Source organism: Rhodococcus sp. IC4_135, from assembly GCF_011602025.1.
In the GTDB taxonomy this organism is placed as follows: Bacteria; Actinomycetota; Actinomycetes; order Mycobacteriales; family Mycobacteriaceae; genus Rhodococcus_F; species Rhodococcus_F baikonurensis.
Window position 1 is genome coordinate 423828 of the sequence record NZ_JAAOLG010000003.1, and the last position, 15820, is coordinate 439647.

A 15820-nucleotide genomic window follows, 5' to 3' on the forward strand; every position below is an offset into this window, starting at 1 on the left:
GAGATTGGCAACAATGGTGACAGATGATGCGGGCAGGGGTCATCGTCAGTGCTGGAGACAGTTTCGACGAAAATTGGGACCACGATAGGACGGGCCCCAACATTTTCGCCGGCTTAATGATTCCGTAACACGATGTCTGTCAACGGAAAACGAGGTAACTAACCGAGGGCTGCGAGGATCCCTGCTGCCATCTCCGCGACCTGATCATCGGTCATCACGAACGTCGGCGAAATCTGCATCGCACCCTGACCCGCAGCACGCCCCGAAATACCGTGCTCACGCAACGTCTTCACAAACGGCAACGCCTCAGCCGGATCAACCAACTGCACCGCAGCGACCGCACCGAGCCCACTACGAACCTCCGCCACCCGCGGATGCTCCGCCAACGGCTGCAGATGCCTATGCAACGACGCCTCCAGACGCTTCGACTCCCCAAGCAAATTCTCACGCTCGACAATGTCGAGGTTCGCCATCGCCGCCGCAGCAGCACCGGCATGCCCGCCGTACGTGTAACCATGACGCCACCACGAACCCGCATAAAACGGCTCCGCCACCCGCGGCGCGATGAACACCGCACCCATCGGAACGTAACCCGACGTCAAACCCTTTGCCGTGGTCATCATGTCAGGCTGCAAATCGAAACGAGTGGACGCGAACCACTCGCCGCCGATACGACCGAAACCGGTCACCACCTCGTCGACCACAAACAGAATGTCGTGCTCGCGGCAGATGTCACGCACCTCCGCCAGATACCCCTCCGGCGGAAGATACACCCCACCCGCACCGATGATCGGCTCCGCGAAGAACGCCGCGATCTTGTTCGCACCGACCCGCTCGATCAACTCGAGCAGACTCTTCGCATCATCCCAACCGACCGTCGCCGCATCCGCCATCAGCTCGCCGTAACCCTCACGGTTCACCGGAATACCCGCCAGAGCCGTTCCCGCAACATGCATTCCGTGATACGCCTTCTGACGACCGACAATGATGGCCTTATCCGGCTGCCCCACCTCATGCCAATACCGACGAGCGAGCTTCGCCGCAGTGTCCACCGAATCCGAACCACCCGAAGTGAAAAAGATCTTGCTCCCGGCAACCGGCGCAATCGTCGCCAACCGCTCCGCCAACACCTGCGTCGTCTCGGGAACGAAATCACCGAAATTCGAGAAATGCGCAATCTTCGACAACTGAGCCGCCACCGCATCCGCGATCTCGGCGCGCCCGTGCCCGACATTGGTGAACCACAAGCCCGCCGTCGCATCCAGATACCGAGTGCCCTCGCGGTCCCAGATGTACGCCCCCTCACCGCGAGAGACGACAAACGCGCCGTTCTTCTCCACAGCGCCCATGTCCGCGAACCCGTGCCACAATGCCGAAGCCATCGTCGTTCTCTCCCAACTGGATACGTTCGAAATAGATGAGTCAGTTCACGTGGAGTGCGGGCGGAAGAACCCGCTCGACCCACTGGGTTGCCTGCTCGAATGCGTAGGCGAGTTGGAGTACGTCCACGTCGGCGCCGTGCCGACCGATGATCTGGATACCCATGGGGAGCGAACGATCGTCGAAGCCGACCGGCATCCCCGCAACCGGAACTCCGGCCATCGTCCAGGGAACAACCGTCTCCATCCACCGGTGATACGTGTCCATCGACCGCCCGTCGACGGTCTCGGGCCAGTGAGTGTTCTTGTCGAAAGGAAACACCTGAGCACTCGGCGCGAGAATGTAGTCGTACGTTTCGAACATCTTGGTAATGGCCGACAGCCAGCCGTTGCGGGCCTCGGCAGCCTTGGTCACGTCGAGTGCCGAGAGTGTGACGGCATGCTCGAGTTCCCACAACAGTTCGGGCTTCATCAACTCACGCAAGCTCGGGTCGTTGTACTGATCGATCAAGCCGAGCTGCGCCCACCAACGCCATCGCAAGAACAGTTGCCAGATGTCCTCGGGTTTGAAGTCGGGAAGCGCCGCCTCGACGCGGCATCCCAACTGTTCGAAGACCTCGAACGAGGATTCACACAACTCGAGAACTCCAGGTTCGGTTGCCAGGTAACCGTTCCAGTCACCGACCCATGCGATCCGAGAGCCTTTCAGATCACGTGCGAGGCTTTCGGTGAACACAGCGGGATCCTCACGAATCCCCAGCGGTGCATAAGCATCCGGCCCTGCCATCGTGGAGAGCAGGTGAGCCACATCGGTGACGGTTCGGCCCATCGGGCCTACAACCGCGCCTTGCGCGATCCATCCCGTCTCCGGTATCCGACCCCACGATGGTCGAAACCCCACGACGTTGTTGAACGCCGACGGGTTTCGGAGCGAACCCATGTAATCGCTTCCGTCAGCGACCGGCAGCATGCGAAGCGCCAGCGACGCTGCGGCGCCTCCGCTGCTACCGCCGGCAGTGCGCGAATTGTCGTACGGAGACACCGTAGTACCCCACACCGGGTTGTACGTCTGGGATCCGAGCCCGAACTCCGGGGTGTTCGTCTTGCCGATCACAATGGCACCGGCAGACTTGATCCGCTTGACGAACAGGTCGTCCTCTTCGGCGATTCGGTCCGCGAACATCGGCGACCCGGAGGTGAACGGCAGACCCTTGGCTGCCGAAAGATCCTTCACTGCATGCGGAAACCCGTGCATCCAACCGAGATACTGCCCACTCGCCAACTGCGAATCACGCTCGCGCGCCTCCGCCGCCAACGCTTCCCGATCCCGCAAGGCAACTATCGCGTTCACCGCCGGGTTATGTGCTTCGATCTGGTCGAGGAAGCTGTCCATCACCTCGACACATGACACTTCACGCCTGCGTATCAGACCACTGAGCGTGACCGCATCGGCCATGACGAGCTCGCGATTTTCGGGCGCACCGGAAACGCTCTCGTCGACAGGGTCAGCAGCATGAACCATCGTGAATCCTTTCAAGCAGTGAAGTGGGGTGCGCCGGAGCGGACTCGCCGCCACCGGCAACTGATTCGAGGACGAATTACCGGTGGCGGCGCGACTGTCGAGGTTTCCAGCGAGGTTCTTGCCTGTTACTGACCGAGGTCGACGATCGCGGCGACAGGGCCGCCACCCTCGGGGCCCTGATGCGCTGCCGAGACCGACACGAACACAGCCGGATCACCGGTGACAGCGGCAGTGACTCCACCGACACACGACTTGATCTGGCGGTGCCAGTGCACGTCGGAATCGTCGAGCATCGCATTACGACGGCCACGGACCGTTCCGTCCTGACTGGCCTCGCACTTCAAGAACACGTTGACGAGTTGACCGTCCAGGTCGCTCGAGTGCGGCCGCTCCGGAAGTTCGAGCCCGGCGTCACGGATCGCCGCCCAGATTCCGTCCTGGTCGAGCGGATCCTTCATCACGCTGTGGCCGATCCGGTAGCGTCCGCCGACGCCACGTGCATTACCGACGACGACGATCTGAGCCCGGTCCAACTCGACGCCGGACGAGCAGGATGCGACAGAAGAGAAGAGTTCGCGGCTGTGCATGACATCCTCGTCGGACGGCATGTCGATTTCGCCGAGCGCAACCGCGATCCCGAGGGCCGTACCGCCGTTGGACAGGTCCATCGACTCGTGAGTTTGTTCGGTCCACACCGTCTTGCCGCGACTCTTGGCGTCACGGATGGTGTGGATTGTCAGCAACGGAGTCTTGGTCTGTACGTAGTGCACGTCGGCGGGATCGGTGATGCCGGCATTGGCCATCGCATCTTTCACTGCCGCAGCCACTTTGGTGATCATCGCCGTACGACCGATGTCCTCGGGCAGCAACTGCTCACTCATCGCGACACCCACGGTCAGGCGCGGCTCGTCGGTCTTGGTGACCTTGTCTGCCGGTACCGTCGCGAAGATCGTCGCGTGCGGGCTGATCACACCGTCCGTGCCGCCGGACCAGACGATCGGCACCTCCGCCACCTCTTCGGGGCTGCGATTACCCTTGGCGGAGAGAACCTCTCGAAACGCTCGGTCCGCGATGATGCGCGTGTAGTCGTTGACGCCGCCGTTACCCTCGGTTTTGCCGATGACTGCAATGACGCGGTCGGCCTCGAGGACACCGTCGTCGATCAGCTTGGCGAGCTCACTGGCGTCGGAGACGCTGTGTAGCGGAACCTTACGGACCTCGATTGCTTCGGGCATTGGCATCTCCTTGTATAGGGAATCGTGGAGGCAAAATTGGGCCTTGACAGCTCCCGGCGCCCAGTCCAGCCGAGCGGTTCGGAACTGCCATGCCGACCACGCTATGACGACTCGAACCCTTCGGCATCGTCAATACTTGCCCAAACGAAAACCGTGATTGGTTATTTCGACTCCGATTCACCGGTTGCACGCCGCCCCATCGGTTCTCACTTACGATTCGTCCATGGACACCACTGTTGTCGACCATCCGCTGGCGGCGTCGCTGCTCACGACCATGCGCGACGCTCGCAGCGACAACGCAACGTTCCGGTCCGCCCTGCGCAGACTGACCCATATGTTGGTCTACGAGGCCATGCGCGGCGCAGAAGTGGAACAGTTCGACATCGAGACGCCAGTTGCTCCGACGCTGGGAGTGCGGCTGGCAAATCCACCGCTCCTGGTACCGGTCTTGCGAGCGGGCCTCGGCATGGTCGAACAGGCGAGTGCCCTCATTCCGCAGGCAGGCGTAGGTTTCGTGGGAATGGCACGAGACGAGAAGACACACCAACCGGTTCCGTATCTCGAGTCCCTGCCTGCCGATCTGTCGGACACCCCCGTCTACGTCCTCGATCCGATGTTGGCGACCGGTGGATCCATCATCCGCACAATCGATCTGCTAATCGCACGCGGAGCCACCGACGTGACTGCAATATGTGTCGTCGTGGCTCCGGAAGGGATCGAAGCGCTGAGGAAGTCCGGCCATCCAGTCAGGCTCCTCACTGCGAGCATCGACGACGGCCTGAACGAAAATGCTTTCCTGGTACCTGGACTCGGAGACGCGGGCGATCGCCAATTCGGACCTCGATAGTTGGCAGACATCCGAGATCTACTCATTTCGAGAGGACATTTTCGTCAACTGTTGACAATGTTCGCAGCGTGATCGCGCGTAGTCTCGCGACATGGATAGATCTGCCAAATATTCGAGCGAAGAGCTTCAACATTTGCCAGAAGGTGGCGACTACAGGTTGACGGTTCGGGATGTCCTCGAGCTGCCCAGTCTGCATGGAGCCGAAGTCCTTGCCGGGCACGGGGGGTTGCGCCACCTCGTCCAATCGGTGAACGTGATGGAAGTACCGGACATCCTCGCTTGGGTGAAGCCGAACGAACTGTTGGTGACTACCGGGTTCCCGCTGCGCTACGGGCGAACCGGAGAGCTTCTCGACGATACCGATCTCAGCGACCTCGTCGACGGTCTTGCACGCCGAGGGGTCGCGGCACTTGCCGTGAAAACCGGCCGCTATCTCGACGAACTGCCGGAAGCCATGCTGCACATGGCAGAGCAGCGAGGGCTGCCGTTGTTGGTTCTTCCCGTCACCGCAGGGTTCGACGAGGTGATCTCGGAGGTCTTCACCAAGTTGGTGGCGAAGCAGTCTGCGGCACTCGACATTGCCGACCGTCTTCACCGCTCGTTGACTTCGATCGTCTTGGAAGGTGGCGATCTACCCCAGATTGCAGCAGAATTCGCCGCGCTTTTCGACGTCAGCGTTCTGATCTGCTCGCCGGACGGAAGGGTATTGACCGAGGCCGGGGATTCAGCTGCACTGAACGCGCTTCCGTTGTTCGAAAGCACCGGAAGATTCCTGACCGAACGGGTCGCTGTCGGTTTACAGAACGCGCCCAAGGGATTTCCTGGTCAGTTGGCGCTCACCCGCGTGGTGGCCGGCGGCACCGACCATGGCCGAATGGTTGCGTACGCCGGCACCCACGAACTCGGAGCAGTCGTCGTTCAGGCGTTGGAGCGAGCAGCCACCGTTGCTGCTCTGGCCGTCACCAAGCAGCTGGCAGTTGCGGCAGTGGAATCCAAGTTCCGCGGCGACTTTCTCCGCGACGCACTGATAGGCGAAGCCGGCTCGCCGGCGGAAGTGAGCGCGCACTTCACTCAGTTGGGGTGGGATGTCACTCGTCCACTTGTCGTTGTAGTTGCAGAACTCGACGTCGATCACCCGGAATCCCAGCACGCGAACTCCACTCGCACGGACCAGGATCGACTCAGTGACGGCTGGCAACAAGTGGTACGCACACACGAGCGGACGGCGCCGTCCGTCGGGTTTCGACACGAGGTGGTCACGCTTTTGCCGACCAGCACCGACCGTGCGGTTCGGGACATCGAAGGGTTGGTGCGCAAGGTTGCCGGAGATCGCACCAGCGGCCGCCGCTCCTTCAGCACGGGAGTGAGCCGGGTGATCTACTCCCTGGCCGATCTACCTGCTGCGTACGACCAGGCCTGTACGGCCGTGGTCGTCGGCCGACGCATCAACGGGCCCGGACGGATTGCACACTTCGACGAACTCGGCGTACACCGACTCCTCTCGCTCCAGACGGACAAGAGCGAACTACGTTCGTTCACCGATGACGTTCTGAAGTCCCTGTCGGCGGACAACGCCGAAGCCGCAGACTTACGTCTGACACTCCAGACGCTGCTCGACTGCAATTGCAACGTCGCCGAGGCGTCGCGGGCTCTTCATATGCACTACAACACGTTGCGATACAGAATCGGAAAGCTGGAGAGTGTCGTCGGATCGTTCACCGACGACCCCGTCCTTCGATTGAACGTCTCACTCGCCCTGCAGGTCATGAAGATGCACGAGATGAGCTGACAGAACGCCCCAATTACGGTTCGATACAACCGCAATCCAGCCGTGCGGTGAGCGTTCGTCACTTCTTACCCACCACTGATACCCGTCATCGGCAAGGTTACCCATGTGCCGCTGACCGGTGCGCGCTTACGGTTCGAAAGACGGGCCGCACATACCTCCTTCAGTGGCCCTGGCCGATTTCTCGGTCCAGCGGACCGGAGTCGACCGAACTACGGAGGCCTCAACCACCAACTGGCTCAGCCAATTACACCAGAACACGGCGGTGCGACATGAACTCGACTTCGAAGCCTCACAACACAAGTGCTCGTAGTGGTCCGTTACACGACGTGATTGTCGTCGACCTCACGCGCGCACTCGCGGGTCCTCACGCGGCAATGATGCTCGGCGATCTGGGTGCCGACGTGATCAAGGTCGAATCACCTCACGGCGGCGACGACACCCGTGGATGGGGGCCGCCATTTGTGAAGCCACCGCTGGAACCACCGAACACGCAACGGGAATCGACGTACTTTCTTTCCACGAACCGAAACAAGAAGTCGATCACGCTCGACCTCAAATCCGACAGCGGGCGCGCAACCCTCGAAGATCTCGTCTGCCGCGCCGACGTTCTCATGGAGAACTTCCGCACCGGAGTTCTCGATCGACTCGGATTCTCCACCGAGCGGCTGGCCGAACTCAATCCTCGACTGATCGTCCTGTCCATCAGCGGTTTCGGCCACGACGGCCCGGAAGGTGGCCGCGCCGGCTACGACCAGATCGCCCAGGGGGAGGCCGGACTCATGTCGCTGACCGGCTCGAGTCCGGACGACGTTCAACGAGTCGGAGTTCCGATCGCCGATCTTCTCGCCGGGATGTACGGGGCGTTCGGCGTCGTCGCGGCTTTGAAGGAACGTGAACAGACGGGGAGAGGCCGTGTCGTTCGAACGTCGCTGTTGGCCAGCGTAGTCGGTGTTCATGCGTTTCAAGGAACGAAGTGGACCGTCGCCGGCGAGGTAGGCACAGCGCAGGGCAACCACCATCCCTCCATCGCACCGTACGGACTCTTTCGTACCGGCGATGGCGCAGTACAGATCTCGGTCGGCAGCGAAAGCCTGTGGAGAAGATTCTGCGAAGGATTCGAACTCGATCCAGACGCACCGGGTATGGCAACAAACGCCGAACGCGTCGAGAATCATTTCCAGGTAGTCGAATTGATCGAACGTACCTTCAAACCGTATTCGCGTGACGAGCTTCTGACCGAACTCGACCGCATCGGAATACCGGCAGGACGGGTTCGGACGATCTCCGAAGTGTACGAATGGGAACAGACCCGATCACAGGGATTGCTCGTCGACGTCGACCACAGCACGCTCGGCAACATCACTCTGCCCGGTCCGCCGCTTCGATTTTTCGATCCGGACGGAACCGAGGTGACGGAGACCCGGCACACGGCACCGCCGGTGCTCGGTGAAGACACTGACGAAGTCATGTCGTGGCTACAAGGATTCACCCGATGAACCGCCTGACGGCTCGCGACTTGCTCGACCTGGTGATCGATGCCGGCACCTGGGAGTCGTGGGATACCCCTCCGATCCCCGTCGCGACCGACTCCGATTACGCCGAAGCACTTCTGCGGGCGCAGGAGAAGACCGGGCTCGACGAGTCCGTCCTGACCGGAAGCGCCTCCGTCCGAGGCCGCCGTGTGGCAATCATCGTCTGCGAGTTCGGTTTTCTCGGCGGATCGATCGGCGTGGCGGCGGGCGAACGCCTCGTCGTCGCCATCCGTCGAGCGACGCAAGAGCAGCTGCCCCTTCTTGCGCTTCCCACCTCCGGAGGAACGCGTATGCAGGAGGGGACAACGGCATTTCTGCAGATGGTCAAGATCACCGCGGCGCTCATCAAGCACAAAGAAGCGCACCTGCCCTACATCGTCTACCTCCGAAACCCCACCACCGGAGGCGTATTCGCGTCCTGGGGGTCACTCGGTCACGTGACGATCGCGGAGCCAGGAGCCCTCGTGGGATTCCTCGGCCCCCGGGTGTTCGAGGCTTTGTACAACTCACCTTTCCCCGTCGGTGTCCAGACAGCGGAGAACCTTCACGAGCACGGACTCATCGATGCGGTGAGGCCGCCAGACCAGCTCGCCGAAATCGTCGACCGCGCATTGCGCATCATCACCTCGAGACGTCGTGGGTACTCGTTGCCGAGTGACCCGTGCTCGTACGACTGCCCACCCGATACGTCAGCCTGGGAATCCGTCGTCGCATCCCGGCGCGAAGATCGACCGGGGATCCGCGAGGTGCTGCTCAATTCCGCCTCGGACATGCTCCCGCTCAACGGAACCGGCCAAGGCGAGAACGATCCCGGCATCATGCTCGCGCTCGTTCGCTTCGGCGACATGCCCTGCGTCCTTCTCGGACAGGACCGACGCGGACAGACTGCGCACTCCCCACTCGGCCCCGGCGCTCTGCGGGAAGCTCGGCGAGGGATGCGGCTTGCCGCAGAACTTGACCTGCCGTTGGTGACGATCATCGACACGGCAGGCGCGGCATTGTCGAAGGAAGCCGAAGAAGGTGGATTGGCCGGCGAGATCGCTCGGTGCATAGCCGACATGATTTCACTCGAGGTCCCCACCATTTCCCTCCTGCTCGGGCAGGGCACCGGCGGCGGCGCCCTGGCACTGATTCCGGCCGATCGAGTGCTGGCGGCCCGCCATGGTTGGCTGTCGCCCTTACCTCCCGAGGGGGCGAGCGCGATCATGTTCCACGACATCACGCACGCTCCGGAGATGGCGGCCAGTCAAGGGATACGGTCCTTCGATCTGCTCGCAGGCGGCATCGTCGATCGGGTCATCCCCGAATGTCCCGATGCTGCGGACGAATCCGCCGCATTCTGCACTCGTGTCGGAGCGGTACTGCACTACGAGCTGAGCGTGCTCACTGCTACCGATGCGACCGAACGGCTCATCACCCGCACCGAACGCATCGACCGTATCGGCCTGGTCGAAGCCAGCACCGCCGTCTGATCGATCAGTACACAGAACACACACCGCGAAAGGCCGGACATCCTCCAAGGAGGATGTCCGGCCTTCGACAATCGAGCGCACTCAGCCAAGCGTCACGTGAGCTGCGGGGCGGGTTCTTCCCGTTCTCCGCCGGGAGCCTTCGAATCCGGCTTGTTCGGTTCCGGGTTCTTCGCATTCAGCTCCGGGTTCTTCGAACCTATGTACTGGCACAGGTGGTACATCCCGATCACGACAATGGTGCCGAGCGCGATACCGCTGAGCGAGAACGTGTCACTGAACTTCAGGGCAGTGTCGCCGATACCGATGATCAGGCCGGCCGCGATCGGCATCAGGTTGAGCGGATTGCCGAAGTCGACGCCGTTCTCCTTCCAGATCTTGGCGCCGAGAAGGCCGATCATGCCGTAGAGCACCACGGTGATTCCGCCGAGAACGCCGCCGGGCGTCGCCGAGATGACGGCACCGAACTTGGGGGAGAAGCCGAGCATCATCGCGACGATGCCCGCGACCGCGTAGGCGGCGGTGGAGTACACCCGGGTCGCTGCCATGACACCGATGTTCTCGGCGTACGTCGTGGTGGGCGAACCGCCGACGCTGCTGGCGATAGCGGTGGCGAAACCGTCACCGGCAAGCGCGCGTCCCATGTACGGGTCGAGATCGTCGCCGGTCATCTCTGCGACTGCCTTGACGTGGCCGGCATTCTCCGCGATCAACGCGATGACACCGGGAAGAACCAGGATGATGAACGTCAGGCTGAACGACGGGGCGTGGATGCCGACGATTCCGTTGGCCTCGTCCGAGAACGGGGGCAGGCCGAACCACGACGCCGACTGCACCGAATCCCAGTTGACGCGGAAGTGCTCGGTGATCTGACCGGTGCCTGCGTCGTACGAGGTGATCGTGCCCGAGACCCGGTCGAGGATCCAGGAGAGGACGTAGCCGAAGATCAGCGCGAGGAAGATTGCGATGCGCGCCATGAAGCCGCGTAGCGCGATACTCATGACGATCAGGGCCACCATGACGATCAGAGCCACCCACTGGTCCTGCGGCCAGTACAGCCCCGCGACAACGGGTGCCAGGTTGAATCCGATCAGCATCACCACTGCGCCGGTCACCACCGGGGGAAGAACCTTGAATACGACCCGGCCACCGAGGAAGTGGATCGCGATACCGATGGCTGCCAGGACCAGTCCGGACACCAGGATCGCGCCGGTCACCTCCGCAGAGGTTCCGCCTTGGGCACGAATAGCGGCGATACCACCGACGAAAGCCGCCGACGTACCGAGGTAGCTGGGAATGCGTCCCTTGACCACCAACAGGAAGAAGAGCGTACAAAAGCCCGACATCATCACGGCAAGTTGAGGATTGAGCCCCATGATGATCGGGAAGACGAACGTCGCGCCGAACATCGACACCACGTGCTGGCTGCCCAGCCCGATGGTTCTTCCCCAGCTGAGCCGCTCGCCGGGAGCGACCACTTCACCCGGTTTGATGTTCTTTCCATCTCCGTGCAACGTCCAAATCGGCATGATGGGACCTTTCGTGCAGAGGAAGGTGTCCGAACGCTGAGTGTGCTCCAGCTCACAAAACACCGTGACTGGAGTGAAACGCTATTACAGCGCAGGGGTATCGACGTGATGACAATCTGCCAGAACCCGCCGACCCGGATTGGCAATATTAGTGATTGATGCCGCGCATCGCGGTTATCTTCAGTGCTAGAGACAGATCCAACCGGAGTTCGGGTTGCGCCGTGAAGGGTCCCAGCATTTTCTCCAGCTTAACGACCCTGTAACGCAGTGTGTTGTAATGGAAGTGGAGCTTGCGCGCGGTCTCGGCGATGTTGATGTTGGTCGCGAGCAAGACTTCCAATGTCTTGCGCATGTCCTGCGCTTCGGCAGTTTCCTCCGTCAGTTCCCGCAATGTCTCCCGGGCGAACGTCTCCAACTCGTTTTCGTCCTCGACCAGACTGAGCAGTCTGTACACGCCGAGATCGTCGAACTGAGTCACCGTCCACGGACCGGAGATCCGGCGTCCGACGGTCAGTGCGGTCCGCGCCTGACTGTAGAGCGCGGGGACGGCGTCGATCGCCGCTGCCGGCCGGGACACCCCGACACTGAACGGCCTTCTCCCGCCGCCACCTTCACCGCGAACGACTGTGACGAGATCCCGCACCAAGGCCATCGTGTCGGTGCCGACGCCCATCACGATCACCGTCTCACCCGTCAGCGCGGTCACCGCCGCACCGGGATCACGGTGGGCGATCGCGCCGGAGAACGCCATCGCCTGACGGTCGACGACGGGCAGCCGAGCGGGCGCCGCCGAGGCCGGTTCGTCGACCGGGTCCGGTTCGATCGAGACGATCACCAGCGGGCGATCGAAGTCCCACCCGAACGTCTTGGCGTGGGAGACAACGTGATCGTGATCCCCGGCACGGCCGAGGAGCAGGTCGTGAACGAAGTTCGCACGATGGCGCTCTTCCACCGATGCCACGGCTTGTTCACGGGTGATCACCAACGCGCACACCGACGCGGCCCGCTCGACCAGGTACTGGTCGTAACTCGTCATCACGCGCTCACCGGTGAACAACGCGAGACGCCCGTGGTCGATGTGATTGGCGGAAATCGCGGACACCGCGATGAATTGACCGTCGAACTCGTGCAGACCCAACCCGCCCTCGACGGTGTCGGTCCGCAGACGACCGGTGGAATCGACAGCCGGACAGGCCGACAGATTCTTGCGCTCCGCGGCGTCCCCGGCCCGGCAGATCTCGCGTCCGTCCGAAGTGGTGATCAGGGCGGCGCCCTTCATCTCCCGTGCGATGACTTCGGTCAATTGCGGGAGGCCGCCGCCGCCCATCACGACGTCGACCAGCAACCGTCGCAACCGCTCGGCCCCGAACATGGCGTCGATCTGGGCCGACTCCGTCTGCTCCCGGCCTCTGGCCGCAGGGTGATCGCATGCACCGTGAAAAACCAGGAGCGGGAAGCCGGCGCTTTCGGCCGCGTCGACCAGTTCCGGCGCGAGAGTGTCACCGTCTGCGCCGAATTGGACGGCAAGTGCCGCAACTCCACGCGTCGACAACCGTCCGACAAATGCTTTGAAGGTTTCGGTCACCCTGGCGAGGGTTTCCGGCGTGGTGATCAGCAACTGTCCGTGTCGCAGCCACGGTCCGATGTCCGGAACCGCCATGAATCCCACCCGGGCCACCGTCGGGTCGTCGGAGCCGCCGGCAACCTTTCGAACACCAGGAAGGAGCGAGGTTCGAAGAAGTTCGGAGAGAACAGCATTCACCTCGGATGCCGGTACGGCCGGGTTCGCCACTTGGCAGGCACCTCGATTTCATTCGGATCACGGAAGATGGTTCACGAAAGAAACGATCCTATCCCCACCGAACACAAGATGTCCGAATTCAGCGCAGTCGACTCAGGCCGTTCGATGCAGGGCGGTCGGATTCTCCTGAGGTGGCGGGTGGATCGGCCCCTGCAGATCCCGCAGTTCCAAACCGGAGGCATTGCGCAGGGTCTTGGTCATCTCGGCGAGGATCGACACTGCAGTTTCTTCTGGCGTCCTGGCGCCGAGATCCAACCCGATCGGTGAGTGCAGGCGCCCCAACTCCGCGTCGGTGACGCCTCGCTCCTTCAACAGCGCCACCCGACGCTCATGCGTCGCACGACTTCCCATCGCACCCACGTACGCAGCCGGCGAACGCAGCGCGATCTCGAGCAACGGGATGTCGAACTTCTCGTCGTGGGTGAGCACGGCCAGGACGGTTTTGTTGTCGATCGGTGCGGTTGCGAGGAACTTGTGTGGCCACATGACGACCAGATCATGGGCGTCGGGGAAACGCGCTCGAGTTGCGAAGACCGGCCGTGCGTCCACGACGGTCACGCGGTAACCCGCAAAGGCGCCCAACGTACACATCGAGGCGGCGAAGTCGATGGCTCCGAAGACGTACATCCGCGGTAGCGGAGCGAATATCTCGACCAGCAGGTCGTGCTGCGAATCGATGAGAGTTCCCGCGGGCGCGACAAAAGCTACGGACTCACCGGTCTCCATCGTGCGCAGCAGGATGGCGACCTCGTCCTCCGTGGCATCCAGATCCCCGCTGCGTCGGCCGTGCTCGACGACGAGGTGCCGTGCCGGTGCGCCCGGACGCACTTCGGTGACCACGACGACGGGCGTATCGGCCTCGATCCGTTCACAGACCTGACCGAACTCGGTGAAATCGGCTCCGACGGCCTGGACAAACACTTCGATGGTTCCGCCGCAGGTCAGGCCTACTCCGATGGCGTCGTCATCGGAGACACTGAAGACCTCGACGCGGCTGGTGCCGTCGGCGAGAACCTCCTGGGCGATCTCGTACAGCGCACTCTCGATGCACCCGCCCGAGACGCTGCCGACCACCTCGCCGGAGCGTGAGACGGCCATGGAAGCACCGGGCATGCGTGGTGAGGATCGCCAGGTACGGACAACCGTCGCCAGTGCAAAATCCTCGCCACGGGCGTGCCACTGCGCCAGCTGAGTGGAAATGTCGCGCATCGCCTCGCCTCCCGCTTGCATCGCCGTACGTAGAGAGTTCACGGTATCGGCCCACCGCAATCCTGCCTGTCACACAATGCGCCTAAATCCGGGCCCTGCAGTTGTGCAATGTCGCCGTCGCATCACCTTGCGCTCTCGACCAGTGTTGTCACCGAGCCCAGCCGAAAGCAGGCCTGACCTTCATTCTTCCCCTCTCCGACGATCACTGCAGCGGTAATTCACGCAGATGGTGCGACGGATCGAGTGGGCGACGTTGCACACCACAGAACCGAGGTTTCTACGATGGACCAATTGCTCAGCGGTATCAAAGTTATCGACCTCACCCGCGCTCTCGCGGGGCCTTTGTGCACGTCGCTGCTGTCGGACTTCGGCGCCGACGTGGTCAAGGTCGAAACCCGTGGCTCCGGCGACAGTTCGCGCCAGTGGCCGCCGTTCGACGGCGATCGAAGCCTCTACTTCGCGTCCGTGAACCGCGGCAAGAGGTCGATCGCCATCGACATGCGCAGTGACCGCGGACGGAAACTGCTTCGCAGCCTGGCCCTCGACGCGGATGTGCTGGTCGAGAATTTCCGTCCGGGAGTACTGGCCGACATGGGCCTCGATCCCGATTCGCTCGAGCAGGAGAATCCAGGGCTCGTCGTGATGAGCATCAGTGGTTTCGGCCCGGTGGGCCCCGACCAATTCGCGCCCGGACTCGATCAGGTGGCCCAGGGCATGTCCGGGTTGATGTCGGTCACCGGTGCCGGTGAACAGACCCCGATGCGGGTCGGAATCCCCATCATCGACACGGTCTCGGGCATCTACGCGGCGCTGGGAATCACGGCGGCACTTGCCTCTCGCGGTCGCGACGGTCGTGGGCACCGCGTGCAGACCTCGTTGCTGGAATCCGCGATCTCGATCATGACCTTCCAGGCGCAGGACTACCTGAGCACCGGGCGGGTTTCGACGCCGAACGGCAATACGCACCCGACCATCACGCCGTACGGCGCTTTCGACACCGCGGACTTCCCGATCAACATCGCCACCGGGTCGGACAAGCACTGGATCGCGCTGTGCTCGGTTATCGGCGATCCCGACCTCGCCTTCCGTGCCGAATATGCCACGGGTAAAGAGCGTTTGGCACACCGAGACCAACTGACCAAAGAACTCGAGGAGCTACTGACCGCAAAAGGGGCGGCGCAGTGGATCGCCGAGATCCGCAGTGCCGGAATTCCCTGCGGCCCGATCCATTCGATCGATCAGGTGTTCTCCGACCCGCAGGTCGAGGCTCTGCAGATGGTCGAGCAGACGCACAGCGCGGACGGGACGTCGATTCCCGTTGTCCGCGGACCGTTCTGGGTGGACGGCAAGACTCTTCCTGTCAGAAATGCGCCACCCATGACTCTCGGCGGCGACGCCGACGGGGTACTCGCCGACTTCGGCCTTCGCCCGGAGGAGATCGAAGACCTTCGCGCGAATTCGGTGATCTAACCGAACACTAGTAACAGAGCAGACGCTCTGTTACTGTG

Annotated in this window: 11 protein-coding genes; 5 read left to right on the forward strand and 6 right to left on the reverse strand. The window is 62.4% G+C overall.

Features of this window, described 5'->3' with window-relative positions; genetic code table 11:
* Positions 1-158 precede the first annotated feature (158 nt).
* The 3 genes from G8767_RS10075 to G8767_RS10085 all read right to left on the reverse strand — a co-directional run bounded on the left by G8767_RS10075 (position 159) and on the right by G8767_RS10085 (position 4136).
* On the reverse strand, positions 159-1382 hold the full coding sequence (locus tag G8767_RS10075) for an aminotransferase class III-fold pyridoxal phosphate-dependent enzyme (protein ID WP_166810051.1): 1224 nt from the start codon (positions 1380-1382) through the stop codon (positions 159-161).
* A 40-nt stretch (positions 1383-1422) separates the two neighbouring features.
* Positions 1423-2901, reverse strand: coding sequence for an amidase (locus G8767_RS10080; RefSeq protein ID WP_166810052.1), 1479 nt, complete (start codon positions 2899-2901; stop codon positions 1423-1425).
* Between the two features lie 125 nt (positions 2902-3026).
* Positions 3027-4136, reverse strand: coding sequence for a ring-opening amidohydrolase (locus G8767_RS10085; RefSeq protein ID WP_095971639.1), 1110 nt, complete (start codon positions 4134-4136; stop codon positions 3027-3029).
* A 223-nt stretch (positions 4137-4359) separates the two neighbouring features.
* Here G8767_RS10085 and upp point away from each other — a divergent pair, with 223 nt between their 5' ends.
* The 4 genes from upp (at position 4360) to G8767_RS10105 (ending at position 9776) form a co-directional block, all read left to right on the forward strand.
* Positions 4360-4983 (forward strand): uracil phosphoribosyltransferase, encoded by a 624-nt coding sequence (gene upp, locus G8767_RS10090; protein ID WP_095971638.1) that lies wholly within the window; start codon positions 4360-4362, stop codon positions 4981-4983.
* A 91-nt stretch (positions 4984-5074) separates the two neighbouring features.
* Positions 5075-6772, forward strand: a complete 1698-nt coding sequence (locus tag G8767_RS10095) for a PucR family transcriptional regulator (protein ID WP_166810053.1) — start codon at positions 5075-5077, stop codon at positions 6770-6772.
* 269 nt (positions 6773-7041) lie between these two features.
* Positions 7042-8268, forward strand: coding sequence for a CoA transferase (locus G8767_RS10100; protein ID WP_124568446.1), 1227 nt, complete (start codon positions 7042-7044; stop codon positions 8266-8268).
* Complete coding sequence (locus tag G8767_RS10105; RefSeq protein ID WP_166810054.1) at positions 8265-9776, forward strand: carboxyl transferase domain-containing protein; 1512 nt, start codon at positions 8265-8267, stop codon at positions 9774-9776. The genes G8767_RS10100 and G8767_RS10105 overlap by 4 nt, the downstream gene beginning before the upstream one ends.
* A gap of 92 nt (positions 9777-9868) precedes the next feature.
* Here the strand turns inward: G8767_RS10105 and G8767_RS10110 are convergent, their stop codons facing one another.
* The 3 genes from G8767_RS10110 to G8767_RS10120 all read right to left on the reverse strand — a co-directional run bounded on the left by G8767_RS10110 (position 9869) and on the right by G8767_RS10120 (position 14312).
* Entirely contained in the window at positions 9869-11302 is a 1434-nt protein-coding gene (locus tag G8767_RS10110; protein ID WP_095971634.1) for a solute carrier family 23 protein, read from the reverse strand.
* A gap of 148 nt (positions 11303-11450) precedes the next feature.
* The gene (locus tag G8767_RS10115; RefSeq protein ID WP_124568448.1) at positions 11451-13094 is read right to left on the reverse strand and encodes a PucR family transcriptional regulator; all 1644 of its coding nucleotides are present in this window, start codon (positions 13092-13094) and stop codon (positions 11451-11453) included.
* 102 nt (positions 13095-13196) lie between these two features.
* Positions 13197-14312 (reverse strand): XdhC family protein, encoded by a 1116-nt coding sequence (locus G8767_RS10120; RefSeq protein WP_166810055.1) that lies wholly within the window; start codon positions 14310-14312, stop codon positions 13197-13199.
* Positions 14313-14594: 282 nt separating this feature from the next.
* Here G8767_RS10120 and G8767_RS10125 point away from each other — a divergent pair, with 282 nt between their 5' ends.
* Positions 14595-15782: a CoA transferase gene (locus tag G8767_RS10125; RefSeq protein WP_166810056.1), complete on the forward strand. Its 1188-nt coding sequence runs from the start codon at positions 14595-14597 to the stop codon at positions 15780-15782.
* Positions 15783-15820 lie beyond the last annotated feature (38 nt).

What these genes read in the sequence shown, in the direction of transcription:
- G8767_RS10080 (WP_166810052.1), bottom strand. Translation starts at nt 2,901, where the DNA reads ATGGTTCATGCTGCTGACCCTGTCGACGAGAGCGTTTCCGGTGCGCCC.
- upp (WP_095971638.1), top strand. Translation starts at nt 4,360, where the DNA reads ATGGACACCACTGTTGTCGACCATCCGCTGGCGGCGTCGCTGCTCACG.
- G8767_RS10100 (WP_124568446.1), top strand. Translation starts at nt 7,042, where the DNA reads ATGAACTCGACTTCGAAGCCTCACAACACAAGTGCTCGTAGTGGTCCG.
- G8767_RS10085 (WP_095971639.1), bottom strand. Translation starts at nt 4,136, where the DNA reads ATGCCCGAAGCAATCGAGGTCCGTAAGGTTCCGCTACACAGCGTCTCC.
- G8767_RS10120 (WP_166810055.1), bottom strand. Translation starts at nt 14,312, where the DNA reads ATGCGCGACATTTCCACTCAGCTGGCGCAGTGGCACGCCCGTGGCGAG.
- G8767_RS10110 (WP_095971634.1), bottom strand. Translation starts at nt 11,302, where the DNA reads ATGCCGATTTGGACGTTGCACGGAGATGGAAAGAACATCAAACCGGGT.
- G8767_RS10075 (WP_166810051.1), bottom strand. Translation starts at nt 1,382, where the DNA reads ATGGCTTCGGCATTGTGGCACGGGTTCGCGGACATGGGCGCTGTGGAG.
- G8767_RS10095 (WP_166810053.1), top strand. Translation starts at nt 5,075, where the DNA reads ATGGATAGATCTGCCAAATATTCGAGCGAAGAGCTTCAACATTTGCCA.
- G8767_RS10105 (WP_166810054.1), top strand. Translation starts at nt 8,265, where the DNA reads ATGAACCGCCTGACGGCTCGCGACTTGCTCGACCTGGTGATCGATGCC.
- G8767_RS10125 (WP_166810056.1), top strand. Translation starts at nt 14,595, where the DNA reads ATGGACCAATTGCTCAGCGGTATCAAAGTTATCGACCTCACCCGCGCT.